Source organism: Pseudomonas chaetocerotis (genome assembly GCF_015712105.2).
Classification (GTDB): domain Bacteria; phylum Pseudomonadota; class Gammaproteobacteria; order Pseudomonadales; family Pseudomonadaceae; genus Aquipseudomonas; species Aquipseudomonas chaetocerotis.
The window spans coordinates 324,396-349,182 of record NZ_JACFYX020000001.1; the positions used below are offsets into that span (position 1 = coordinate 324,396).

The window sequence follows — 24,787 nt, forward strand, 5'->3', positions numbered from 1 at the left end:
TACCCCTAATTTCATCTCGTTCCGGATATCACACAAAACGTCCTGAAATGCTGAACAGGCGGGGCTTTCAGCCAGTTTGGCGCAGCTGTGTTTCAGCGCCATTGCAGTACCGATAACACCCCCGCTATTTCAGTACACGTCACGACGATAGCGACCTTCCTCGATCAGCGCCTGCACCGCCTCGTCGCCGAGCAGGTCGCGCAACGCCGCATCCACACCGCCGGCCATGCCCTGCAGGCTGCCGCATATGTAAAGGGCAGCCCCTTCGTCCAGCCAGGCACGCAGGCGCTCGTGTTGCTCGCGCAACAGATCCTGCACGTAGCGCTTCTCGGTCTGGTCACGGGAGAACGCCAGATCCAGATGCTGCAGCTCGCCTGCAGCCAGCGCCGTCTGCAGCTCGTCACCACAGAAGAAATCGCAGGCGCGGTTGCGCTCGCCGAACAGCAGCCAGTTGCGCCCCTGCCCCGCCAGCGCACGTGCCCGCAGCAGCGAACGCAGTCCGGCCAGGCCGGTGCCATTGCCGATCAGCACCAGCGGGCGATTGTCGTCCGGCAGGTGGAAGCCGCTGTTGCGCCGCACCCGTGCCAGTAGCTGCCCCCCTTCGGGCAGGTACTCGGTCAACCAGCCAGACCCCAGGCCGAGACTGCCATCAGCCTGCACCGCCTGGCGCACGATCAACTGCAGCACGCCATCGGCCGCCACCGAGGCGATGGAGTATTCACGCGTACCCAGCGGCACCAGTGCATCGACCAGCGCCTGGGCATGCAGGCCAACCAGATGAGCGAAGCTGTCCGGCAACTGGCGTTCGGCCAGGGCTTCACCCAGCCTCGTCGTCTGCCCATCGAGCGTCACCGGCTCGAGGCCTTCGAAACCGGAGTGCTGCAGCCAGGCCTGCACCCGCGCAGGCGCATGCCGTGGGCGAATTTCCAGGATGTCGCCGGCCTGCCAGGTGCTCTGTGCCGGCGGCGTCAGGCCAATGAAGAACACCGGTGCACCCTGGCTGCATGGGTTGAGCAGGCGCCGTTCGGCCAGCGTCCAGTTCTGCCAGGGCAGTTGTTCGAAACGAATCGGCGCGGCGCCGGTCAGCTCGCTCAACTGCTGTTGCCAGCGCTGCAGCGCGGCCTGATCGGCGCCATCGACTTCGATGCTGTCGAACAGCCGCTGCGCGCCCTGCAAGCCCAGCCAGTCGTTGATACGCCGGGCAAAGCCGCAGAAGTGCTGATACTGCCGGTCACCCAGCGCCAGCACGGCATAACTCAGTTGTTCGAGTGGCAGCGAGACGCCCAGCACCTTGCGCTCGAAGCCCTGCGCGGCATCCGGCGCCTCGCCGTCGCCAAAGGTGCTGACCACGAACAGCGCCTTCTGCGCCTGACGCAGGCTGTCGGCATCGACGCGCGACAGTGGCTCGACCCGCACCGGGATGCCGGCGGCCTGCAACTGCCCGGCGCTCTGCCAGGCCAACTGCTCGGCGAAGCCGCTCTGGCTGGCGAAGCCGACCAGCCAACCATCGCAGGCATCGTCGCCCTTCAACGCAGAGCGTGCCGCCAGCGCTGCACGCTTCTTGCGCCGGCGATCCAGATACAGCAGCCAACCGGTAATGAAGAACAGCGGCATGGCCGCCGTGGCCAGCATCATCAGAATGCGCCCCGGCATGCCGAAGTACTCGCCGACGTGCAGCGCGTAGATGCTGGCCAGCAGCTGCGCCTTGAAGCTCTTGTCGGCGTAGCGTTCATGACGGCTGACTTCGCCGCTTTTCGGATCGATCTGGAACTGGTTGAAGGCACGCACATGCTCGGCGCCATCGAGCATGTAGAAGACCGTCGCCGGCTGCCCGGCCACCGGCGGCAGGCGCAGGTTCCAGGCAACCAGCTTGGGCCCGGCAGTCTGCTGGATGCTCTGCCACACGGCATCGTAGTCGACTTCCGGCGCGTGGTCGCTGGGCGCCTGGCGGCCGCCACGGCCACGCTCGCCGCGTTGCTCGGGCGGGGTATCGGAGAGCATGCGTGTCAGCCCCTCGCGGTACCAGTCATAGGACCAGTAGAGACCGGTGAGACCGGCGCAGAGGTAGAACAGCAGCGCCCAGGTGCCCGCAACGGCGTGCAGGTCCCAGTTGAAGCTGCGACCTTTCTTCCTCCAGTCCAGAGTCAGCCAGGTGCGCCAGCTCAAGGCCTTGCGCGGCCAGCGCAGGTAAAGACCTGACAGGCAGAAGAACATCAGCGCAATCGTACTGGCAGCCGTGATCTGCTTGCCCAGTTCGCCCATGGACAGGAAGCGGTGCAGCATCAGCATCAGGTGGAAGAAGTCCTGGCCAACGGGCTCGGCCAGGACTTCACCAGTGTAGGGGTCGAACACGATGCGCGGCCCACGCCGCTCGCCCGGCGCAGGTACAAGAAAAGCGGTGCCAGGTCCGTCATGGCGACTATCGACCCACAACCCGGTGACGCGATCAGCGGTAGCGGCCTCGATCTTCGCCGCCAGTTCACCGGGTGTGAGATGCCCCTGTGCGCTGGGCTGGATCTGCCAGCGCTCGGCGTTGAGCGCCCGGGTTATCTCGCCCTCGAAGCTGTAGAGAGCACCGGTGATGCCCATGACGGCCAGCACCAGGCCGGCGCTGATGCCAAAGAACCAGTGCAACTGGAAGATGATTTTCTTGAACACGACGGAGCCACCCTTGCTCTGACCCACTGCGAAGGGCGGCCACTCTATATGGGAATAATTTTCATAACCATTCATTTACGCGTTATTTACGCATCTACGGTGCGGCCCGGCGGCATCACCTACCAGCCCATCTGAAAACCGATAGCCGCTCTCCGCCAGAGCTCGCAGTTATCGGTATAATCGCGCGTTTTACGGGTGCCAAGGCACCCTCAACGACTCCATCCAGGCACGTATTCATGACCACCCAGGCCGCAGAAGTCGCCAAGCGCCGCACCTTCGCCATCATTTCCCACCCGGACGCCGGTAAGACCACCATCACCGAGAAGTTGCTGCTGATGGGCAAGGCAATCGAGGTTGCCGGCACCGTGAAGTCGCGTAAATCCGACCGACATGCCACTTCCGACTGGATGGAGATGGAGAAGCAGCGCGGCATCTCCATCACCACCTCGGTGATGCAGTTCCCCTACCGCGAGCACATGATCAACCTGCTCGACACCCCCGGCCACGAAGACTTTTCCGAGGATACCTACCGCACCCTTACCGCCGTAGACAGCGCGCTGATGGTGCTCGACGGCGGTAAGGGCGTCGAGCCACGTACCATCGCCCTGATGGACGTGTGCCGCCTGCGCGATACGCCCATCGTCAGTTTCATCAACAAACTCGACCGCGACATCCGCGACCCCATCGAACTGCTCGACGAGATCGAGGCGGTGCTCAACATCAAGGCAGCGCCGATCACCTGGCCGATCGGCTGCTACAAGGATTTCAAGGGTGTCTACCACCTGACCGGCGACTACATCATCGTCTACACCCCGGGTCATGGCCACGAGCGCACCGCAGTCAAGATCATCGAGAAGCTGGATTCCGAAGAGGCTCGCAACCATCTCGGCGACATGTACGAGCGCTTCGTCGAAGAGCTGGAACTGGTGCAGGGCGCCTGCCACGCGTTCGAACCTGAAGCCTTCCTCAAAGGCACGATGACTCCGGTATTCTTCGGCACCGCACTGGGCAACTTCGGTGTCGATCATGTGCTCGACGCCGTGGTCGATTGGGCGCCGCGCCCACTGCCACGCGCGGCCAACGAGCGCACTGTGGAGCCGACCGAGGAGAAGTTCTCTGGCTTCGTGTTCAAGATACAGGCGAACATGGACCCGAAACACCGCGACCGCATCGCCTTCATGCGCATCTGCTCGGGCAAATACACACAGGGTATGAAGATGCGCCACGCGCGCCTGGGCAAGGACGTGCGCGTCGGCGACGCCCTGACCTTCTTCTCCAGCGAGCGCGAGCACCTGGAAGAGGCCTACGCCGGCGACATCATCGGCCTGCACAACCACGGCACCATCCAGATCGGCGACACCTTCACCGAAGGCGAAAACCTGGGTTTCACCGGCATCCCACACTTCGCCCCGGAACTGTTCCGCCGCGTGCGCCTGAAGGACCCGCTGAAATCCAAGCAGCTGCGCCAGGGCCTGCAGGAGCTGGCCGAGGAAGGCGCCACCCAGGTGTTCTTCCCCGAGCGCAACAACGACATCATCCTCGGTGCGGTCGGTGTGCTGCAGTTCGACGTGGTCGCCAGCCGTCTGAAGGAGGAATACAAGGTCGAGTGCGCCTACGAGGCGATCAACGTCTGGTCGGCCCGCTGGATCGAGTGCAGCGACGAGAAGAAGCTCAAGGAATTCAAGGACAAGGCCCATGAGAACCTCGCCGTTGACGGCGGCGGCCACCTCACCTACCTGGCCCCGACCCGCGTCAACCTCAGTCTGATGGAAGAGCGCTGGCCGGAAGTCAAATTCCGCGCAACGCGCGAGCATCACTGATCGTCGCACTGCACAGGGCCACAAACGCCAATCCGTAGGGTGGATGACGCTCTTTCATCCACCGATAAGATTGCAGATGGTGGATGGATGAAGCGTCATCCACCCTACGCGGCAGATGTGAGCCGGATGCTGACACCCGCGGCAAGCGTCCGATAGCCGAAATAGCGGTCACCAGCTACTCTCGCTTTCTCGACTACAGGAGTTCTCGATATGCGTGCTGCCCTTCTTTCTCTGCTCTTCACCGCTGGCATCGCCCAGGCTGGCGTGCTGGTCAACTCGACGGTATGGGTGGTTGCACTCAAGTGCAGCGGCTACCAACAGTGCTACGCGTCCAGCAACGGCTCCTACACCGGCAACCTCAATGGTGCGCGACGCTTTGACGATGCCGCTTCAGCCGAACGTTTTATCAGCAGCTTCACCAGCAGCATTCGCGACAAGAGCCCCCAGATTCAATCCATTGTTGAGCAGGTGTGCGTACAGCCAGCTGACAACCGCACCAACGGCAAGCCCTGCTGAAGCGCCGCACCTAATGGGATCTGCTTCGGAGCCAACATGTCCCATCCCAATATCGTCATCCTCACTGGCGCCGGTATCTCCGCCGAGAGCGGCATTCGCACCTTCCGCGCCGCCGACGGCCTCTGGGAAGACCACCGCATCGAAGAGGTGGCCACGCCCGAAGGCTTCGCGCGTAACCCGTCACTGGTGCAACGTTTCTACGACATGCGCCGTGCCCAGCTGCGCGACCCGGCCATAGCACCGAATGCCGGGCACCTGGCCCTGGCCGAGCTGGAGGCTGGTTGGCAGGGCGAGTTCCTGCTGGTCACGCAGAACGTCGACAACCTCCACGAACGCGCCGGTTCCAAACGCCTGCTGCACATGCACGGTGAGTTGCAATCGATGCTCTGCAGCAACAGCCAGCAGCGTTTTCCATTGCTGGAGGACATGCCTGTCACGCAGCCCTGCACATGCTGCGGGCTGGTCGGCACCTTGCGCCCGGATATCGTCTGGTTCGGCGAGATGCCCTATCACATGGAGCGCATCTGCGACGCGCTGGAGCAGTGCGAGCTGTTCGTCAGCATCGGTACCTCGGGCCACGTCTACCCGGCGGCGGGTTTCGTCGAACAGGCGCGTCGCGCGGGCGCGCATACGCTGGAGATCAATCTGGAGCCGAGCCAGGGCCATTCGCTGTTCGCGGAAAAACGCTACGGCCCGGCCACCGAGCAACTACCGCGCTGGGTGGCGGAGCTGTTGGCGGGTTGAGCGGGAACGTAGGGCGGGTGAAACCCGCCGATTATCGAGCCGGCGGGTTGCACCCGCCCTACGCTTATCAACTGACTGCCCCTCTCCCACAAGCGGGAGAGGGGAGACGAGCACCTACTGCGCAGCGGCGTCGACAGGCGCAGCCGCTTCGGCCGGCACCTCCGGCTCCGGGCTGAACACGCCATTGTTCCAGGCGTAGTACCCCACCCCCAGCGCCAGCAGCAACGCCAGTATCCAGGGCCACACCAGCGATTTGTTGGCATAGGGATCGCGCAATGCACGGTCGCTGCCCTTGGGCAGTTCCGCCATCTGCGTGAGCGCGGTGCCGAAGGGAATACTGATGCGCGCCTGGGCATTCACCGCCCAGCCGTTGCCATCGAGGATCGGCCCCAGGCTGCGGCGACGCAGCTTGAACCAGGCCAGCAGCATGGCCGGGCCGGAGATGGCCAGCAGCACGCAGAACAGCAGCAATGGAACCTGCCACAAGGCCAGCGACAGAATCCCTGTGACCACCGCCGCCAGCGCCGTGCCCAGGGCACCGACAGCCAGGCCGATGGCCGCGAAGATACCGGCGAACTTGGCGATATCGAAGGCCGGGGTAGGCGTGACGGCTGCCCCGGTTTCGCCGACCTTGGCTGCGGTCTTGCTGACCATGTCGGCGTCGCGACTGGCCGCGAGCTTCTGCACCTGATCGGAGACCAGCTTGGAAACACGTCGATACGGCGACCAGAACGCCTCGCGAATGCTGATCGCGTGCTGTACCACCTTGACCACGGTGGCATCCCAGTCGTTGCCCTCGCGGTCATAGAACAGGCCGTGGCGCCCCGCCTGCAGATCACCTTCGCCACCGGCAGTCACCGCCACCACGATATTCAGCGTCTCCTTGCCCCTCACCGGCTCACCGCGACGGGTGCAGGCGCAGTAGAGCAGGAAGCAGTCGCTGGCCGCCGCCACCTTGGCGTGGGCCTCGACGTTGTCGACCTCGACCACCAGCTCGCAGCTCTTGCCGTCGATGTAGAGCACGCCCGCCTGGAACACGGCCTTTTCCTGACGCGAATAGAACGCCTGGAAGGACACGAAGTTGCGCAGTAGCGTGACCAGTCCATGGCGCAGGCGAATCAGCTTGTCCAGCTCGACCAACCCGTCCGCCGCTTCGGCCACGGTCTTGTCCTTTTCCACCAGCGCCAGCAGGCGCGCTTCGGCGCCTTGCTCCACCAGCTCGAGAATACGTCCGCGCTCGAGCACCTCGGCAATCGCCACGTTCGGCGTCTCGGCGCGCCAGGCCAGGTAGTTGCCGCACAGTGCGACCAGATGCTGCCACTGCTCGCGCGAGAGGCTGTCCTGCTCGCCATACACCGGCACCACCACGCGCTGACGGAACGCGTCGATGGCGGGCTGCCAGGCAGGGTTGAGACTTTTGCTCAGCGGCAGCTCCTCGCCGTGCTGCACGGTTGCCAGGGGCAGATCGGCCACCTCACTGGCATCCGCCAGCGACAGCGAGGCCAGACGCACCAGTTCCTCTTCCCTGGCGTTCATCAGGGCGGCGGCGCGCGGATCGAACTCGGCCATGGCCACGCGGGTGAAGTAATCGTCGATCTTGGCGCGCACGGCACTCAGTGCCTCGACAGCGGCCACGGTACCCTCACCGAACGCATCCAGCCCCTGCTCGGCAGCACGCGCATGCCAGGCATGCAGCTGCCGCGCCTGATCGAAGAAGGCAGCGATCTGCTCGGCGCCGACGGCCGGCTCGCCACTGCGGTCGGTCTGCGCACCCAGGCAGGCGATGATGTCGGCGATGGCGGCCTTGAGTTCGGTATCGTCGGTAAAGGTCGCCGGTACCAGGCCGTCGCCGTTGGCCTGCTGCGGTGGGAACAGCTTCGCCAGATCAGCGGTATCGGCAGGCGTCAGGCTCTCGCCATCGGGCCGACCGAGCACGCCCAGCAGGCGCTGCGCAGCCAGACGCAAACGTGCACCCACGGCATCGTCGGTGAGCGACGACAGTTGCAGCGGACCGTCGTGGAACAGCGCGGCGGGGTCGGCCAGACGCGCCAGCGTCCAATCGACCACATCGAGCATTTCCGGGGCGCGGATGCGACCGTCATTGTTCTGGTCGATGTACTGCAGCATGCGCCGATCCAGCTCCAGGTTGTTCACCGGGCAAGCCAGGCTGGCCCAGAGTTTCTGGTCCAGGCCGCGCAAGGCAGCGAGGTCGGCGGGCGTTTCCAGTTGCACCTGATCGAAGCCGCCGGCACGGAAGAAGCGCCAGCGATGCGCGAGAGCTTGAGTCATCTACAGAAGGTCCTTTCTTTGTGAGGGCGACTGCGCCACGAAGCCTGCTGAGGACCGTCGCAGCGCATCGGCGCACCGCTCCCCTCAACAGACACCTACTTGCCCGGCGCTGTTCGACTCAGTGTAACCGAGGCAACGGACCCTGCGCTTATTGCGCGCCGACCGCCATCGGCTGTGCCTCGGGCTGTTTGATCAGCGCATAGAGCACCCCGGTCACCAGGCTGCCAGCGACGATGGCGAGCAGGTATAGCAGCGCGTGATTGATCGCGTTGGGAATCAGCAGCACGAACAGACCGCCGTGCGGCGCCATCAGCTTGCAGCCGAAGTACATCGACAGCGCGCCGGTCAGCGCACCACCGGCAATACTGGCCGGGATCACCCGCAGCGGGTCCTTGGCGGCGAAGGGAATCGCCCCTTCGGAGATGAAGCACAGCCCCAAAACTCCGGCTGCCTTGCCGGCCTGACGTTCGCTCTGGGCGAATTTGCGCCGCGCCAGCACAGTGGCGATGGCCATGCCGATGGGCGGCACCATGCCGGCTGCCATGGTCGCCGCCATCGGTGCATAACTGCTCGACGCCAGCAGGCCGACGGAGAAGGCATAGGCCGCCTTGTTGATCGGCCCGCCGAGATCGACGCACATCATGCCGCCGAGCAACACACCCAGCAGGATCGCATTGGTGCTGCCCATGCCGTCGAGAAAGGCGGTGAGTCCCGCCAGCATGCCCGCCACCGGACTGCCGACCAGATAGATCATCACCAACCCGGTGAACAGGCTGGCCACCAGCGGGATGATCAGAATCGGCTTGAGCGCCTCGACGCTGGCCGGCAGGCGCACCCAATGGGCGATGGCCTTGGCCGAATAGCCGGCAAGGAAACCGGCGATGATGCCGCCGATGAAACCGGCGCCCAGCGAACTGGCCAGCAGCCCGCCGATCATCCCCGGTGCCAGGCCCGGACGGTCGGCGATGGAATAGGCAATGTAGCCGGCCAGCAGTGGCACCATCAGTTGAAAGGCGCTCTCGCCGCCAATCTTCATCAGCGCGGCGGCCAGGGTGCCCTCCTCCTTGAATGCCTCGATACCGAAGACGAACGAGAGGGCGATCAGCAGACCACCCGCCACCACCATCGGCAGCATGTAGGACACGCCAGTGAGGAGGTGTTTGTAGGGGCCGGTTTTCTCGCCACTACTGGCGACGGCCTTGCCCTCGGCGGGTGCGGCTTCGCTCAGCGGCCGTGCCTCGTTCAAGGCCCGCTCCAGTGTCTGTTGCGGCTGTTTCAGTGCCACGCCGGTGCCGCAGCGGTAGACCTTCTTGGCGGTGAAACGGCTGGTATCCACCTCGATATCGGTGGCCAGCAGCACGGCATCGGCCGCTGCGATGGCGGCATCGTCGAGCAGGTTGCGCGCACCGACCGAGCCGCGGGTTTCCACCTGCAGCTCGATGCCCATGCGCAGCGCCGCCTGCTGCAGCGCCTCGGCAGCCATGAAGGTATGCGCCACACCGGTCGGGCAGGCGGTCACAGCGACCAGTCGGCGACGACTGCCCGCACCAGACTCGCGGCTTTCGCCATAGGGCTGAGCGCGCTCGGCGGCGTCACGCAGAAAACGCTGCGGGTCGGCCAGTGCCTCGGCTGGCGAAGCCTGCAGCAGGCGCTTGCCGGCAAAGCGCGCCAACGGCAGCTCACCGGTCTTGACCACCAGCACCCAGTCGGCAGCGGCGATTTCGGCTTCGCTCAGCGGGGAGCCAATGGCACGCGCGTCATGCACCTCGACACGGGTTTGCCAGCCCAGGCGCTCGGCCGCAGCCTGCAACAGGCGCGAACACAGCACGCTGGTGACCTGGCCATTGGGGCAGGCGGTGACGATCAGCAGATTCATGGTGGGTGCCTCTTATTGTTCTAAAGGCTGCAGTTGCACGGCCGCTTCGAGACGGGCCAACTGCTCGCGATCATGGATACCGAAGCCGATCTGGGTGACCGCCTGCGCCGCCACCGCCGTGGCCAGGCGCAAGGTGCGCGCGGCCGGCCAGCCTTCGAGCAGGCCATGCAGGCTGGCCGCCAGCAGCGAGTCGCCGGCACCGACCGTACTGGCGACTTCGACACGCGGCGGTACGGCTCGCAGGGCGATATCCGGCCCATGCCAGTCGACGCCATCTGCACCACGCGACAACAGCACGTGCTCGATGCCCTGCGCACGCAGCGTCTGCACGGCAGCAGACAGGTCGCTGCCGCACACCTCGGACAGTTCCTGTTCGTTGGGCTTGATCAGCCAGGGCGTGACGCCCAGGGCCGCCTGCAGGGCTGCACCACTGCTGTCCACTGCCAGCGCTACGCCGCTGGCCTTGATGCGCCGCAACAGACCGGCGAACCACTGCGGGGTGACGCCACGTGGCAGACTGCCGGCGACCACCACGGCGTCATGCCCGGCGAGCAGCGGTTCCAGCTCAGCCTCCAGGCGTTGCAGGTGTTTGTCCTCGACCTGCGGGCCAGGGCCGTTGAGGTCGGTGATGCAGCCATCGGCCTCGGCCAGCTTGATGTTACTGCGCGTCTCGCCCGGCACGCGGACGAACAGGTCGTGAAAACCGCGCTTGTGTATCAGGTTCTCGAACGGCGCGGCATTGGCGCGGCCGAGAAAGCCACCCACGCTCAAGGTATGGCCAAGATCGGCCAGCACCTGGGCGACGTTCAGGCCCTTGCCGGCGGCGTGGCTGCGCAGCTCATGGCAGCGGTTGATCGCGCCGGGCTGCAGGCGGTCGAGACGCAGGGTCAGGTCCAGCGCCGGGTTCAGGGTCAGGGTCAGGATTCGGGCCATCAGTGCATCTCCGCCACCAGCGCGCGAACGGCGCTGGCACTGTCCAGGGTCAGGGCGCGGTCGGCCAGGGTTCGCGCCTGGCGGCTGTCCAGCTCACGCACGCGCGCCTTGACCAACGCAATGGAACGCGGCGTCACGCTCAGTTCGTCCACGCCGAGACCAACCAGCAGCGGTACGGCCAGTCGGTCGCTGGCCAGTTCGCCGCAGATGCCGACCCACTTGCCTTGCGCATGGGCAGCGGTCACGGTCATCTCGATCAGGCGCAGCACGGCCGGGTGCAGGCCATCGGCCTGCGCCGACAGCTGCGGATGGCCACGGTCGATGGCCAGGCAGTACTGAGTCAGGTCATTGGTGCCGATGCTGAAGAAGTCCACCTCGCGCGCCAGCACCGGCGCCAGCAGCGCCGCCGAGGGCACTTCGATCATGATGCCGAGCTGCAAGTCGCGCACCTCGATCTCTTCGCGCAGGCGCTGCACCATGTCACGCGCCGCACGCCACTCCTCCACCGAACCGACCATGGGGAACATGATCCGCAGCGGGCGGCCATCGGCCGAGGCGAGCAAGGCGCGCAACTGGGTTTCCAGAATGTCCGGGCGCTGCAGGCTCAGGCGGATGCCGCGCACACCCAGGAAAGGATTTTCTTCGGCCGGCATCGGCCAGTACGGCAGCGGCTTGTCGCCGCCGACATCCAGCGTACGCACCACCAGCGGGCGCCCGTCCAGCGCATCGAGCACGCGCCGGTACTCGCGCTCCTGCGCAGCGTGATCCGGCGCCTGGGCATGCTCCATGAACACCAGCTCGGTGCGCAGCAGGCCAACGGCTTCCGCGCCCAGTTCCACAGCGTCGGCGGTTTCGCCGCTGGCCCCGATATTGGCTGCCACCTCGACACGCACGCCATCGCGAGTCTGCGCATCGTTGAAGCGCTCGGCATGCGCCTGCTCGCGACGCTGCTGCGCCGTCTCACGTTCATGCAGCGCCTGGTCGCGCTCTGCAGCATCCGGGGCAATACGCAGCAGACCGCTGTCGCCATCGAGCAGCAGCGGCGTGCCTTGCGCCAGCGCCAGCACGCCATCGCCAGCACCGACCACGGCGGGAATCCCCAGGGCGCGGGCGATGATCGCACTGTGCGCGGTGGCGCCACCCTGGGCGGTCAGGATGCCGGCCACACGCTGACGGTCGAGACCGGCGACGTCCGACGGCACGACTTCAGCCATCACCAGGATGTAAGGCTCGTTCGGCTCGCTGGGCAGCTCGACGCCACACAGGTGCGCCAGTACACGGTTGCCGATATCACGCAGGTCAGCAGCCCGCTCGGCCAGCAATGGGTCATGCAGCGCTTCCTGACGCTTGGCAGCTGCCTCGACTTCGACCTGCCAGGCTGCTTCGGCGCTTGCACCCTTGCCCAGGCGCGCCTCGACGTCTTCGCGCAGCGCCGGATCGGCGAGCATGGCCAGGTGGGCACTGAAGATTTCCCGGATGCTCGCCACACCGGCGCCATCGACCAGGCGCTGGATCTGCGCAGCGACAGCGGCCAGGGCTGCATCCAGGCGCGCGCGCTCCTGCTCGACACCCAGGCCTTGCTCAGCGAAATGAAACGCTGGCGGCGTGCGCACCAACGCCGGGCCGATGGCGATGCCGGGCGAGGCGCCGACCGCCTGCAGACGGCTACCGGCAACGGGAGCAACCGCTTCGACAGGTTCCAGCTGCGCAGCGACTTCGGGCAGCGCGTCGCTCAGCGGCTCGACCGTTTCACCCAGGCCACTTTCCAGCGCGGCGCGAATGGCCGGCAGTGCACGCTCGGCAATCGCCGGTTCGGCGCTGAATTCGAGCATCTGACCACGCCGCGCGCCCAGCGCCAGCAGGCGGCTGAGGCTCTTGGCCGAGACGCCGGCGCCCGTATCACCGAGCAGGCGCACGCGGGTCTCACCGGCGAAGCCCTGCGCCAGTTCGCTCAGCGCCTTGGCCGGGCGCGCATGCAGACCATGGGCATTGAGCAGCGGCACGCTGAGGCTGGGCCAGTCCGGTGGCACCTCACCGCCCAGCGCCTCGATTACCTGGCGGCTGTCGCTGGCTTCGCTGAACGCGGCCGCGCGACCACCGATCAGCACATCGCACAACCGCTCCAACGCCTGACGATGCGCCTCGCCCTGGCTGGCCAGGCAGAACAGACCGCGCAACGCCTCACCGCGAAAAGTCAGCGGCTGCGCTGGCGTGACGAACGCCAGGCCGGGCCGCTCGACGCTGGCCTCGCTGTGCAGCCACCACAGGCCATCGCCCAGCGGCAGCGGCTCGCCCCGCGCCAGCCCGAGAGCGAAGCCACTGCGCGCGCAGCCGGCCTGGCGCAACAGTCGCGCGCCCTGCCAGAGCAATTCGTCGAAGTCTTCAACCGGCTGCGCCAGCGCCACCAGTTGACCGTCCAGTGCCAGTGCCTGCGGTGCGCCCTGCAGCAGTTCGAGTATCTGCGCCGGCTCGCGGGCTTCGCGCAGCGCCTGGCCCAGATCGCCTTCACCCAGGGCACGGGTCAGCAGTTGCAGCAGGTGCAGGTGTTCATCGGATTGCGCGGCAATGGCAATGGCCAGGTAGACCTGCTGGCCATTACCCCAGTCCACACCGGCGGGGAACTGGATCAGGCTGACGCCGGTGCGCAGCACCTGATCGCGGGTCTGCGGTGTGCCATGGGGGATGGCGATGCCCTGGCCGAGAAAGGTCGAACCCTGAGCTTCGCGTGCCTGCAGGCCGTCGAGATAAGCCGCCGTGGCCAGGCCGGCACTGGCCAGCGCATCGCCGAGCATGGCCAGGGCTTCGCCCTTGTTCGCCGCCGCCCGGCCCATCTGGATTTGGCTGGCATCGAGTTCGAGCATGGGGGCCTCCGGCTTGGATTCTTGTTTTGATTAAGAAGGGTGTTCACGGGCTCGACGCTCACTTACGCCACCCAAACACTTTCAAGACTAGCTGATGAATTGCACTGCTGAAACGATTCATCAAGCGCTGGCACCTTATCCGATAATGGGTAATCCTTGAAGCCCGGTCGTCGTCGAGTCGGTGTAGACTCGCCGCGCTCGCACGCTCGAAACTTCTTCCCAGCATGGTGCTGCGCCCGTGAAACTCAGCGACATCGCCCGCCTGGCCCAGGTCTCCGTGACCACCGCCAGCTACGTAATCAACGGTCAGGCCGAACGTCGGCGCATCAGCCCTGCCACCGTGGCCAAAGTGCTGGCAGTGGTCGAGGAACATGGCTATCGCCCGGATCAGCAGGCCGCCAGCCTGCGCCGCGGGCAAAGCCGCTGCCTGGGTTTCATCCTGCCGGACCTGGAAAACCCCAGTTATGCGCGCCTGGCCAAACTGCTCGAACAGAAGGCGCGCGCCGCCGGCTACCAGCTGCTGATCGCCAGCTCCGACGATGACCCGAGCAGCGAGCGGCAGTTGCTCGAGCTGTTCCGCTCACGCCGCTGCGAGGCGCTGATCGTCGCCAGCTGCCTGCCTGCGGATGATCCGCTGTATCCGGCCATCGTCGCCGCCGGCCTACCGGTCGTGGCCGTGGACCGCGCGCTGTCGCCCACTCACATTCGCTCGGTGGTCAGTGATGACGAGCAGGCCGGGCACACCCTGACCGAAAGCCTGCTGACACCCAAACCCCGGCATATCGCCCTGCTCGGCGCGCGCGCGGAGCTGGTCATCAGTCAGGCGCGCGAACGTGGCTTCCGTTCGGCATTGAAAGGTTTCGACGGACGCATCAGCGTTTATCACGGCGAGCTGTTCAGTCGCGCTTGCGGCTACCGACAGATGCAAACACTGCTGGAGGAAGTCGGCTCGCCGGATGCGCTGCTGACCACCGCCTACGTGCTGCTCGAAGGGGTGTTCGATGCGCTACGCGAACAGGGCAGCGAACAATGGCCGTCAGTGCGCCTGGCCACCTTCGGCGATACCCAGTTGCTGGATTTTCTGCCGCTGCGAGTCAATGCCATGAGCCAGCAGCACGAATGCATCGCCGAACGCGCGCTGGCCTGGACACTGCGGGCGGTGGAACACAATGACTATCAGCCCGGCATCGAGGCCATCGGCCGCCGCTTCAAGGACCGAACCCAGAGGTAGGGAGCGCCATGCGCACCCTACACCTCGTTCTGATGCGCCTGCTAACCACCCTGAATCTTCTGCAGCAGTGGCGCGCACTGGCTCGGCTCGTCGCCAGCGCTGGGTGCCACCAGCGCCAGCAACCCGGCCGCTGGCGCCACAGCGACGCCCAGCGCCACCAGGCCAACACCACGCAGTGCCAGCGGCGTAGCCTGCACACCCGGCGACGGCTCCTTGAACGTACCGCGCACATAGAGCGGCGAGCGCAGGGAAAAGATGCGAAAACCCTTGGTCGATGGCGTGATGGTGAAATCCAGCCGCTCGTTGGCAAAGTTGGCGCTGCCGTCGACCTTGATCACCGCATTGTCGGTGTCGATGACGAACAGCCGCGTGCTCATCAACCCCTGCTTGATACCGAAATCAGCCGCCGCACAATGGATCCTCACATCCTCGTCGCCGAACAGCCTGCCGACCAGGTAATTGCCGACGTTCAACCCGGCGATCTCCATCAGCCCGCGACTCACCGCCCCATCATTGATCAGCATCTTCAGTTCGCCATCGGCGCTGCCGAGCAATGCGGCCACCGAGTTGCCGCGGCCGCTGATGCGCGCATCGCCGTTGAGCGCACCGAGGCTGGTCTGCATCGGCGCAAAGGTTGGAAACAACTGCTTGAGCTTGAGCTCGCGGGCACGCAGACGCATCTGCCCCTGCAACGGCGTGGTGGCGCCATTGAGGCGAATATGCGAATCGAGCTCGCCACCGGCCATGCCGAAACGCAGCGGTTCCAGACTCAGCGTGCCGTCATCGAGCACCACATGAGTGTCGAGATCGGTGATCGGCAACTGCTCGCTGTGCACGATGCGCTTGCCAACGAAACGCACATCGGCGTCCATCGCGCGCCAGCGGTCGGTACGAAACTCGGAGACGGGCAGCGCCTTGTTCGCCGGCTGCACGTCCTGCTCGCCACGCTCGCGCTTGTCTGCGCTGGAGTCGGCGCCGATCAGCGGTGCCAGATCACTGAACAGCAGTTGGTTGGAGGTCAGTCGGCCGGACAGCTTCGGTCGCGGCTCGCGAGCCACGAACGTCAGGTCGCCCTGGACATCGCTGTCGCCGATCTGGCCGTTGAAACCGAGGTAGCGAAAGATCGCCCCGTCGGCATCGCGCAAGTCGGCCTGCAGGCGACCATCGGTGCTGTACCGCGGGGTATCCGGCAAGGTCACGCCGGTCAGCGGATACAGCTGACCGAGGCTCGCGCCGGACAGTCGCAAACGCAGATCCAGTGCGCCCAGATTCTGCGGATCGGTCAGGCTGCCAGCCAGCACGATGCGGGTCGCGCCAATGCGCACATCGGCCTGCAACGGGAACGGCTGCGACGCGTCATGCAACGCCAGCAGGCCACCGACCTTGCCGTTACCGGTCAACGGCTGCCCGCGAAAATTGCCCTGGGTCTGCCAGGCGAAGGCGTAATCCTGGGCGCTGGCATTGCTCTCGGCCAGGCGCTCGGCCGCGCTATTGCCAACGATCTCGGCGAATGGGATCGGTTCGCCAAGCGGCTGGATAAGTACCTCCAGGCGAGTATTGCTGACCTTGTCGTCGAGCTTCACCTGCCCCTTGTCGAAAGCTATGGTGCCGATATCCAGCGTCCAGGCGCCGGGCTGACCAGTGTCGTCCGCCGCCTCTGTGCCCAAGTCGAACACCCAGTTGGCGCGGCCATCGGCCTTGCGCTGCAGATCGACGACCGGTGCGCCTAGCTCGATACTGGGGATGCTGACCGTCTTCCATAGCAGCGGCAGGGGCGACAGACGCAAACGCACGCTGTCGAGGCTGACGAAGGTATCGCCCGGCGCCCAGTCCGGGTTGCCCAGGCGCAACTGCTCGGCAGCAAAATGGGGCCAGGGTAGCCAGGCGCTCAACCCCTGCTGACCGGCTTCACGCTGCCAGACCACGCGCAGATCGCCCTCGATGGCGAACGGCCGATTCAGGGCCGCAGAAACCTGTTCATTGATCAGCGGCCGCGCCCGATTCCAATCGAACAGCACCAGAAACAGCATCAACGCCGCCAGTAACAACAGGAAAACGGCGAACGATGCGCCTACAAACTTGCGCAAATGACGCACCCAGCGACCTCCTTATTTCACTGCCCGAGTGAAAATCGTCCATGTCCATACGACTGAAAAGATTCGCCAACGCTCCCTTGTTCTGGCGTGAAAGGGGAAAATAGCTGATTCTGAATGCCCGCTGGTGAGCAGACCGATGCGCCTGATCGACACCCATACGCACCTGGACTTCCCCGACTTCGACGCCGACCGCGACGAAGTACTCGCGCGCAGCCGCGCGCTGGGTGTGCAGCGCATGGTGGTGCTGGGCGTCTACCAGGCCAACTGGCAGCGGCTGTGGCAGTTGGTCGAGGCCAACGAAAACCTGCATGCCGCGTTCGGCCTGCATCCGGTCTACCTGGACGATCATCACCCGCAGCATCTCCCTGAGCTGCGCGACTGGCTGGGAAAGCTGGCCGGGCATCGCCAGCTGTGCGCCGTCGGTGAGTTCGGTCTGGATTACTACCTGGAACACCTGGACCGGCAGCGCCAGCAGGCGCTGTTCGAAGCGCAGCTGCAACTGGCCGCCGAGTTCGAACTGCCGGCGCTGCTGCACGTGCGCCGTGCCCATGCAGCGACCATCGCCACACTCAAACGCTTTCGCCTGGCGCGCGGCGGCATCATCCACGCCTTTGCCGGCAGCCATGAGGAAGCTCGTGAGTACATCAAGCTGGGCTTTCGCCTCGGCCTCGGCGGCGCCGCCACCTGGCCGCAGGCCAATCGCCTGCACAAGGTGGTCGCACAACTACCACTGGAAGCCATCGTGCTTGAAACCGACGCCCCGGACATGGCCCCCGCTATGTATCCCAACCAGCGCAACAGCCCGGAATACCTGGCGGACATCTGCAGCGAACTGGCAACACTGCGCGGCGTGACGGCCGAAGAACTGGCAGCGGCCAGCAGCCGCAATGCGGATGAGTTGTTCGGCTGGAGGTAGAGCTTTCCAGATGGGGCGGCGGTAAAGCCCTGTAGGAGCGAATGTATTGGCTATGTCTGCGTTAGCTGTTGCCAAGCGGCCTAGGAAGGCTCGGAGCCTTGTAGGGTGGATCGGGCGGCGATCCGTTTTAGCCCACGCTGACCGCCAGTGGTGGGCTGAAGCCCACCCTACACACGGAATGCGCCGATCAACTGCTTGAGACGCGAAACCAGCTCGCTCAGCTCGCGGCTGGCCTGCTCGGTCTGGCTGGCACCGGCAGCGGTGCGCTCGCCCGCATGGTTGATCTCGACGATGTTCTGGTCGATATCGTGCGCCACCGCCGTCTGCTGCTCGGCCGCCGCAGCGATCTGCTGGTTCTGGTCGACGATCATGCCCACCGCACCGAGGATATTTTCCAGGGCCTGCTGCACCTTGGCCGACTGGCTGACCGTGCCATCCGCCATCTGGTGACTGGCGTTCATCGCCTTCACCGCCGCCCCCACACCGCCCTGCAGCTTGGCGATCATCGCCTCGATCTCTTCGGTGGACTGCTGCGTGCGCTTGGCCAGGTTGCGCACCTCGTCAGCCACCACAGCGAAACCGCGCCCCTGCTCACCCGCACGCGCCGCCTCGATGGCAGCATTGAGCGCCAGCAGATTGGTCTGCTCGGCGATCCCTTTGATCACATCGAGCACCTGGCTGATCGCCGCACTGTCACTGGCCAACTGATTGATCACCGCCACCGACTGGTCGATTTCACCGGCAAGACGCTGGATCGCACCGACCTGCTGCTCGACCAACGCGCGGCCGCTGACTGTTTCCTGATTCACGCTCTGCGCGCTACCGACCGCTGCGGCGGCGCTGCGCGCCACCTCCTGGGCAGTGGCGGACATCTGGTTCATCGCCGTGGCCACCTGCTCGATCTGCGCACGCTGACCGGCCACCGCCTGGTTACTCTCGCCTGAAACCAGCTCGACGCGATCCGCCTGGCCGCCGACCTCGCCCACCGTATGCCCGACGCGCTCGATCAGGTCATGGATGCGCAACACAGTCTGGTTGAATACCTGCCCCAGCTCGCCCAGCTCGTCTCGGCTCTGCGCCTGGAAGTTGGCCGTCATATCGCCTGCGGCAACCCTGTCCATCACCTTGCCCAGGTTTTTCAGGGTCGAGCGGGTGGACACGTAGAAGCCGCTGTAGAGGTAGACGATCAGCAGGAACACCACCACCAGCGCCACCACCAGCAACACCATCTGCGCACGGTTCTCGGCCAGCCGCTTGCTCAACTGGCTGTCGAGGAACGCCAGCAGGCCGTCGTTGAAGGCGTAGGTCTTGGCCATTTCCTGGCTGACCTGATCGTAGAACTGAGGCCAGGGCGTATCCAGACTGTCGGCGATGATCACCTGATCCTCGAACAGCACGCCGCTGTCCTTCAGACTCTGGCGACTGGCTTCGGCCAGACTGCCAAGCCCGTTCTGCGCAGCGACGTTACCGGCCAGTGCCTCCTGCAGATTCAGGCCGTACTCGGCGTGCAGCTTCTCCAGCTGCAGCAGCAGGTCATCGAACTGGGTGCTGGCTGCGGAATTGAGAAAACCCTGCCCCAGGGAATAGGCGCCGATGGCACGGCCTTGACTGAGCACATCGGTGATCTGCGGGGTGACGTTGGTGATCAGCTCGGTGATCTGCCGCACCTGGCGTTGCGGGTCCTGGCTCAACCCCGCCTGACTGGCCACCAGCTTGATGAAGACCTGGGAAGACCCCAGCAGCTTCTCGACGATGACGGTCTTGCTCTGCAAAGAGGTCTCGGCCTCTGCGCCTTTCAGCTCGGCCAGCAATTCGTCGCGCTTGGCGACGAACTCCGCTGCCTGCTCGGTATCGCTGGTCACCGGCTGCAGCCCTTGCAGGCCGGCATTGAGCGACTGCTGCAGTTGATCTATACGCCCCTCCAGATCCCCCGCCTGACCGGACTGACCGATCATCGAATTGATCTGCACCAGATCGTTGAGGCTTTCAAGATCACGGCGCAGCTGCAGGCTGCTGCCAAGTAGCTCGAGGCTTTCCAGGGCAGTCTGGGTGCCGACGAACTGACGATAGGAGTCGCGCACCAGATAGAAGTTGGTGACGAGCATGGGCAGGAAGAATAAAACGCTGATCAGGCTGAACTTCATGCCGAAGCTGAGGCGATTCATCAGCGCGATGGCCGGATACAACACGGTCTTCACTAGACGTCTCCAGTTGCCATTATTGTTATAGGTATCGCTTGGATCGCCGCCGAGCCTCTCACGGGCTGATCACGGCGTCCTGTGTCGACCGACCTGCGGCGCGCCGATCCATGCGGCGAATACAGGCAGATAAATGTGACGAAAATCACCAAACAGGGTCGACTACGGCCTCCTTATACCCCTTATCGACACGCGCCTCTGTAACTTAAGGTTAAACGCGCGCCCAGAGAGTCCAACCAAGGCCATGCAGGTGGGGCGAATGCTGTTTTCGCCATTCGCCGCAGGGCGCGGCTTCCACAAAGCCAGCACGTAGGGCGGGTGCAACCCGCCACTGTGCGTGACAGCAGGCTGCCCCCGCCTTGCATACCGCTTGGGCAGGATCTCTAGATGAACAGCACCCAGACCGCGTAACCGGCGTACCAGACCACTGCAGCACGTATCAGCAGTTGCCACAGCTGATCCAGGGTCTCGACGCCTTCCTCGCCCATCACCGGCGGCGGCATCTCACCGGCCGCACGCCCGGCCTTGATCACCAGCTGCGCAGCAGAAATATCCCAGCTGAGCAGCTCATGCAGCAAAGCGCGGCTGACGGCGACGAAGTTGCCGACCAGCGCGAAACTGGAAGCCAGTACCCGTGCCGGCAGCCAATCAAAGGCGTGGCGCAGTTGCACGGCGCGCTCACGTAAAGCCGCTTGCTCCGCATGCTCGGCACTCAAGGCCAACAGCCGATAAGCCAACGCCGCCATGGGCCCGAGCAGCAGATACCAGAAGATAACGGCGAAGAAGCTTTGATAGGCCTGCCATAGCAGATGCCCCTGAACCTGCTGCAGCAACTCGGTGCCCTCCTCCGGCTGCAGCGAAAGATCACGTTCAGCCACATGGTAAGCCGCCTGACCGTCACCACGGCGCCAGGCATCGCGAAACGGCCCCAACGCCGCAAGCAGATCGCCACGCCCCAGGCTGTAGATCAGCACCAGCAAATGCACGGGCAAAGCCAGCCAGCCGTAGGCCAGAGGCTTGAGGATCAGCAGCACCAGCCCCAACGCCAATACCGGCAACAGCACCAGAATGGCCAGGCACAGCCACGGAGCCTGCTGCAGACCGCCTTGTTGCAGGCGCTGCAGTTGCGCCAACCAGGGGCCGTCCTGCTGGATGCGCAGACGCCAGGCGGAAAATTTCTCGACCCACAGCACCAGCAGAATCACCAGAAAACTCATTGCTACCTCTCCTTCAATTCGGCGTGCAGACGCGACCAGTCGAACGCTGCCCCCGGGTCGGTCTTGCGCCCAGGTGCGATATCGCTGTGGCCACGGATACGTTGCGTCGATAGCGCCGGGTAGGCGTCCAGCAACTGTCGCGTCAGCTCGGCCAGCCTGGCGTACTGAGCGTCGGTGTAGGGCAGATCATCCGTCCCTTCCAGCTCCACGCCCAGGGAAAAATCATTGCAGTTGTCGCGCCCCTCGAACCAGGAAATCCCGGCGTGCCAGGCACGATCCAGACAGGAGACGAATTGCGTCAGCCCGCCATCACGCTCGATGAAGAAATGCGCGGAAACCTGCAGGGACGCGATCTCGGCGAAGAAAGGATGCTCATGCACGGGCAAGCGGTTCTGAAAGAACGCCTGCACCTTGCCGGTACCGAACTGCCCAGGCGGCAGACTGATGTTGTGCACCACCAGCAGGGAGATCTCGCCACCCGGGCGAGCGTTGAAATTCGGCGACGGGCAGTGAGGGATGCCCTGGAACCAGCCAGTTGAGGGGTCGAGCTGCATGTGGCACTCCTGAACGTGTCACCACTCTAGAGCAGGTGGCTACGGCGGCCAAGCGCGAGGCCGCAACAGGATGTGCAAAGACGGGAAATATCCAGGGAAACTCAGAAAAACCCATTTATCGTCACGCCCGCGAAGGCAGGAGCCCAGGAGCAGCGCAGATTCTGGATTATTTCCCTTCGGGCCAGCGCGAGCGCCGTTCAGCGATAAAGCTGCTGTTGCACCTGCGCAGCAATGACGTTTTTTCAGAACATCCCGAGGATCAAGCTCTGTAGGAGCCGCGCCCCGCGGCGAATCGATATCGAGCACGCCGCACCATCGAAAAGCTTCGCCCCGGGGCGGGGCTCCTACCGGCCAAGCCGCTGCCAGGAGCGAAGCGCTCCCAGGCCAGGATCAGCTGTGCTTCAACTTGCGCAGATTGCCGATGACCGACTCCAGAGCGCGGTCGAACAGCAGCGCATCGTCAAGCAGGCGCACAGCGTTGCGGCGGAACTCCACCGCCAGCGCGTTGCGTGTCTTCTCCAGCACCTTCATGCCGGTGCGATTGACGAACACATACTTGCCAGTGGGTTTGATGATGGCCGCCAGCTTGCAGCGCAGCTTGTGCTCCTCATCTTCCTGGATTTCCACCCAGCTACCCACGCGCAGGCTGTCCACCTGCAGCAACGCTTCGTCGTCGTCCGGGAGCACAACGTCCGGCTCCTGCGGACGGGTCTGGCCCGGCGCAAGCAGAATGATCTCTTCGACCACCTCGACCATCGCCGGGGCGTCCTCGATCTCTTCGGCCGCCGGCAGCTCCAGCAGTGGCAGCTCGATGCCGGCTTCGCTCGGATCGGTATGCGCAGCATCCTCGGCAACGGCCGGTTCGGCTTCAGGCGCCGCGCGTTTGAAGCGCTGGAAGGCCTGCACATGCAGCACTTCCAACTGACTGAAGAATTCGCTGGTAGAGAACGGATCGAACGCTGCACTGGCCATGCCTTCGCGCAGCGCCTTGAGCAAGCCGGGCACCAGGTCCAGCAAACGCAGACGCGCCTCGGGATCTTCGTGCGGGGCAACGCTCCAGACCAGGTCATCCATGGTCTGCAGCGCAGCCTGCCATTCTTCCGACTCCACGCCATGCTTGAGGCAGGTGAGCATCAGCACCTTGCTCCAGGCTTCCTGCAGCAGACGCACCACCACTTCCGGCAGCGTCTTGCCCAGCAGCCGCTCGTTCAGTGCATGCTCGACCTGGCGGCGGGCCAGTTCAGCCTTGGCGCTGCCTTCCTCGGCGTCGCGGGTACGCTGCTCGAGCAGTTCGCTGCGACGACGCTCATCGCCCGTGAACGCCATGAACTCGGCCAGCAGCTCGGAGAAGATCGCCGGATCATCGACGAAATCGTTCAGCAGGCGCTGAACCACCTGTTCGATCTTCTGATAGAGGCTGTCACGCTGCGCATCGTCCTGATCGACCCACCCCAGCGCGGCAGAGGCGATTTCGTTGAGCAAGCGGCGCGCCGGATGGCTGCCACGGCTGAAGAAGGTCTTGTCCAGCACCGCCACCTTGAGCATCGGGATCTGCAGGCGGCCAATCAGTGCCTTGAGCGAATCCGGCAGGGTGCGGTCATCGAGAATGAACTCGAACAGCATCGACACCAGATTGATCACATCTTCGTCGACCTCGCCCACCACCCGCGCCTTGCCACTCTTGGCACTGGCACGTTCGAGCAATCGCTCCAGCTGGTCGCGAAGATCGAAATCCTCGACGCTGACCTGCGCCGGAGCCCGCTGCTGCATATGCGATAACAGGCGCATCAGGTCGCTGCTGGTGATCGGCATTGCATCGGCGGCCTGAGCCCGGCGTGGCATCGCCGTGCCGCGCACTTGCGAGAGCAGATCCTGCAGCGCACCGAACACTTCCTGCACACCCTGATCGGCGCCTTCGAGCAAGGGAATGCCTTCTTCGCCGGACGACTGGACATAAGCGGAAGCTGCCGGGCGCTGCTGACGGCGCGGCGGTGCGGATTTCAGTTCAGGCAGCACACCCGCGCTGACCAGCGCCTGATTGGCCTCGGCGTAAAGACTGTCGCAACTGCCGAGCACGTACTTTTCGAACAGCTTGAGGATGATCAGCTTGACCTTGATCTCCACACCCAGACTACTGCAGGCATCGAGGAAGTATTCGCTGAGCAGGGTCGGGCCGAGCGGGTTGCTCTTGTCGTCCAGCTTCTTGCTGATCACTGCATTGAGGCGCGTGGTGAGATGGCCCAAGGCAACAGCATCTCGGCTCATCACCTTGGCCACCATGGCGTCCAGCGCCACGGTTTCTTCCAGCTCGTCGTTCTGCACCAGGCTCAGGCTGTCGAACGACACGGCATCCAGGGCTGGCTGAGGCTTGCCGATTTCGTACTGATTGAGATTGGCGAAGGACTCGAACACCTTCTGCAGAAAACCGCGCTCGATGTTCTTGCGTTTCAGACGCAGGTCACGCATGGCCTCGAAGAACGCGTTCTGCTCGGCATTGCTGGTCGCCCGATCCGCCATCTCGAAGAGGGTATCGTCCGCGTTGTCGAACAGGCTCTGCAGGTTCTGCTTGAGCTGTTGCGCCGCTTTGTCACGCACCTGAATCAGCGCCACGGGCAGTCTTCCTACCGGCGAAGTTGGCGATTGCTCTGCGGTGGCCTTGTTCAGGTGCACCACATTCGCGTCGGTCTTCATTCTAGTCTCCCGCAGACTGCCCGAACTCGAGCTTCCTGGTCTGCACAGCGTCAACCGAGCGTCGTCCGTAACGTCAAAGGCCTGGCGTCAATAATGAAAAAAGTAAAGCCATTATAGGGAGGCCGCGCGCCATACCAAGCCAATTTTTCCTACAGACATGACCCAGATCACAGATAGCCACACGCCA

General features: G+C 64.5%; 15 protein-coding genes and 1 pseudogene. 5 read left to right on the forward strand and 11 right to left on the reverse strand.

Features of this window, described 5'->3' with window-relative positions:
• Positions 1-129: 129 nt before the first annotated feature.
• The gene (locus tag H3221_RS01575; protein WP_196473787.1) at positions 130-2,658 is read right to left on the reverse strand and encodes a PepSY domain-containing protein; all 2,529 of its coding nucleotides are present in this window, start codon (positions 2,656-2,658) and stop codon (positions 130-132) included.
• Positions 2,659-2,894: 236 nt separating this feature from the next.
• Between H3221_RS01575 and H3221_RS01580 the strand changes: the two genes are divergently transcribed.
• The 3 genes from H3221_RS01580 to cobB all read left to right on the forward strand — a co-directional run bounded on the left by H3221_RS01580 (position 2,895) and on the right by cobB (position 5,738).
• The gene (locus H3221_RS01580) at positions 2,895-4,478 is read left to right on the forward strand and encodes a peptide chain release factor 3 (protein ID WP_196473788.1); all 1,584 of its coding nucleotides are present in this window, start codon (positions 2,895-2,897) and stop codon (positions 4,476-4,478) included.
• Between the two features lie 210 nt (positions 4,479-4,688).
• Positions 4,689-4,994, forward strand: a complete 306-nt coding sequence (locus tag H3221_RS01585; protein ID WP_196473789.1) for a hypothetical protein — start codon at positions 4,689-4,691, stop codon at positions 4,992-4,994.
• 36 nt (positions 4,995-5,030) lie between these two features.
• On the forward strand, positions 5,031-5,738 hold the full coding sequence (cobB, locus tag H3221_RS01590; RefSeq protein ID WP_196473790.1) for a Sir2 family NAD+-dependent deacetylase: 708 nt from the start codon (positions 5,031-5,033) through the stop codon (positions 5,736-5,738).
• 114 nt (positions 5,739-5,852) lie between these two features.
• Here the strand turns inward: cobB and H3221_RS01595 are convergent, their stop codons facing one another.
• The 4 genes from H3221_RS01595 to ptsP all read right to left on the reverse strand — a co-directional run bounded on the left by H3221_RS01595 (position 5,853) and on the right by ptsP (position 13,697).
• Positions 5,853-8,027: a hypothetical protein gene (locus tag H3221_RS01595; protein ID WP_196473791.1), complete on the reverse strand. Its 2,175-nt coding sequence runs from the start codon at positions 8,025-8,027 to the stop codon at positions 5,853-5,855.
• Positions 8,028-8,175: 148 nt separating this feature from the next.
• Positions 8,176-9,903, reverse strand: coding sequence for a fructose-specific PTS transporter subunit EIIC (locus H3221_RS01600; RefSeq protein WP_196473792.1), 1,728 nt, complete (start codon positions 9,901-9,903; stop codon positions 8,176-8,178).
• A 12-nt stretch (positions 9,904-9,915) separates the two neighbouring features.
• Positions 9,916-10,836, reverse strand: a complete 921-nt coding sequence (gene pfkB, locus H3221_RS01605; RefSeq protein ID WP_196473793.1) for a 1-phosphofructokinase — start codon at positions 10,834-10,836, stop codon at positions 9,916-9,918.
• A complete protein-coding gene (gene ptsP / locus H3221_RS01610; RefSeq protein WP_196473794.1) occupies positions 10,836-13,697 on the reverse strand; it encodes a phosphoenolpyruvate--protein phosphotransferase in 2,862 nt (953 codons plus the stop codon). The genes pfkB and ptsP overlap by 1 nt, the downstream gene beginning before the upstream one ends.
• 238 nt (positions 13,698-13,935) lie before the next feature.
• On the opposite strand from ptsP, the gene cra reads away from it, so the two are divergent.
• The gene (gene cra, locus H3221_RS01615; protein WP_196473795.1) at positions 13,936-14,928 is read left to right on the forward strand and encodes a catabolite repressor/activator; all 993 of its coding nucleotides are present in this window, start codon (positions 13,936-13,938) and stop codon (positions 14,926-14,928) included.
• Positions 14,929-14,969: 41 nt separating this feature from the next.
• On the opposite strand, the gene H3221_RS01620 is transcribed toward cra, so the two are convergent.
• A complete protein-coding gene (locus H3221_RS01620) occupies positions 14,970-17,024 on the reverse strand; it encodes an AsmA family protein (protein ID WP_196473796.1) in 2,055 nt (684 codons plus the stop codon).
• A gap of 136 nt (positions 17,025-17,160) precedes the next feature.
• On the opposite strand from H3221_RS01620, the gene H3221_RS01625 reads away from it, so the two are divergent.
• Positions 17,161-17,940, forward strand: coding sequence for a TatD family hydrolase (locus H3221_RS01625; RefSeq protein ID WP_196473797.1), 780 nt, complete (start codon positions 17,161-17,163; stop codon positions 17,938-17,940).
• Positions 17,941-18,107: 167 nt separating this feature from the next.
• Here H3221_RS01625 and H3221_RS25715 read toward each other — a convergent pair whose 3' ends face one another.
• The 5 genes and pseudogenes from H3221_RS25715 to H3221_RS01645 all read right to left on the reverse strand — a co-directional run bounded on the left by H3221_RS25715 (position 18,108) and on the right by H3221_RS01645 (position 24,600).
• Positions 18,108-18,821: a methyl-accepting chemotaxis protein gene (locus H3221_RS25715; RefSeq protein WP_373423169.1), complete on the reverse strand. Its 714-nt coding sequence runs from the start codon at positions 18,819-18,821 to the stop codon at positions 18,108-18,110.
• Between the two features lie 141 nt (positions 18,822-18,962).
• Positions 18,963-20,105, reverse strand: a pseudogene (locus H3221_RS25720) (HAMP domain-containing protein); the annotation flags it as partial.
• A 416-nt stretch (positions 20,106-20,521) separates the two neighbouring features.
• Complete coding sequence (gene ampE, locus H3221_RS01635) at positions 20,522-21,355, reverse strand: regulatory signaling modulator protein AmpE (RefSeq protein WP_196473799.1); 834 nt, start codon at positions 21,353-21,355, stop codon at positions 20,522-20,524.
• A gap of 2 nt (positions 21,356-21,357) precedes the next feature.
• Positions 21,358-21,909, reverse strand: a complete 552-nt coding sequence (gene ampD / locus H3221_RS01640; protein ID WP_192980066.1) for a 1,6-anhydro-N-acetylmuramyl-L-alanine amidase AmpD — start codon at positions 21,907-21,909, stop codon at positions 21,358-21,360.
• Between the two features lie 390 nt (positions 21,910-22,299).
• Entirely contained in the window at positions 22,300-24,600 is a 2,301-nt protein-coding gene (locus H3221_RS01645; RefSeq protein ID WP_196473800.1) for a DUF1631 domain-containing protein, read from the reverse strand.
• Positions 24,601-24,787: the final 187 nt, after the last annotated feature.

Bases quoted from the DNA above. Each gene is read 5' to 3' on its own strand.
- H3221_RS25715 (WP_373423169.1), bottom strand. From the start codon at position 18,821: ATGAACCAGATGTCCGCCACTGCCCAGGAGGTGGCGCGCAGCGCCGCC.
- H3221_RS01645 (WP_196473800.1), bottom strand. From the start codon at position 24,600: ATGAAGACCGACGCGAATGTGGTGCACCTGAACAAGGCCACCGCAGAG.
- ptsP (WP_196473794.1), bottom strand. From the start codon at position 13,697: ATGCTCGAACTCGATGCCAGCCAAATCCAGATGGGCCGGGCGGCGGCG.
- H3221_RS01625 (WP_196473797.1), top strand. From the start codon at position 17,161: ATGCGCCTGATCGACACCCATACGCACCTGGACTTCCCCGACTTCGAC.
- cobB (WP_196473790.1), top strand. From the start codon at position 5,031: ATGTCCCATCCCAATATCGTCATCCTCACTGGCGCCGGTATCTCCGCC.
- pfkB (WP_196473793.1), bottom strand. From the start codon at position 10,836: ATGGCCCGAATCCTGACCCTGACCCTGAACCCGGCGCTGGACCTGACC.
- ampE (WP_196473799.1), bottom strand. From the start codon at position 21,355: ATGAGTTTTCTGGTGATTCTGCTGGTGCTGTGGGTCGAGAAATTTTCC.
- ampD (WP_192980066.1), bottom strand. From the start codon at position 21,909: ATGCAGCTCGACCCCTCAACTGGCTGGTTCCAGGGCATCCCTCACTGC.
- H3221_RS01585 (WP_196473789.1), top strand. From the start codon at position 4,689: ATGCGTGCTGCCCTTCTTTCTCTGCTCTTCACCGCTGGCATCGCCCAG.
- H3221_RS01600 (WP_196473792.1), bottom strand. From the start codon at position 9,903: ATGAATCTGCTGATCGTCACCGCCTGCCCCAATGGCCAGGTCACCAGC.
- H3221_RS01580 (WP_196473788.1), top strand. From the start codon at position 2,895: ATGACCACCCAGGCCGCAGAAGTCGCCAAGCGCCGCACCTTCGCCATC.
- H3221_RS01595 (WP_196473791.1), bottom strand. From the start codon at position 8,027: ATGACTCAAGCTCTCGCGCATCGCTGGCGCTTCTTCCGTGCCGGCGGC.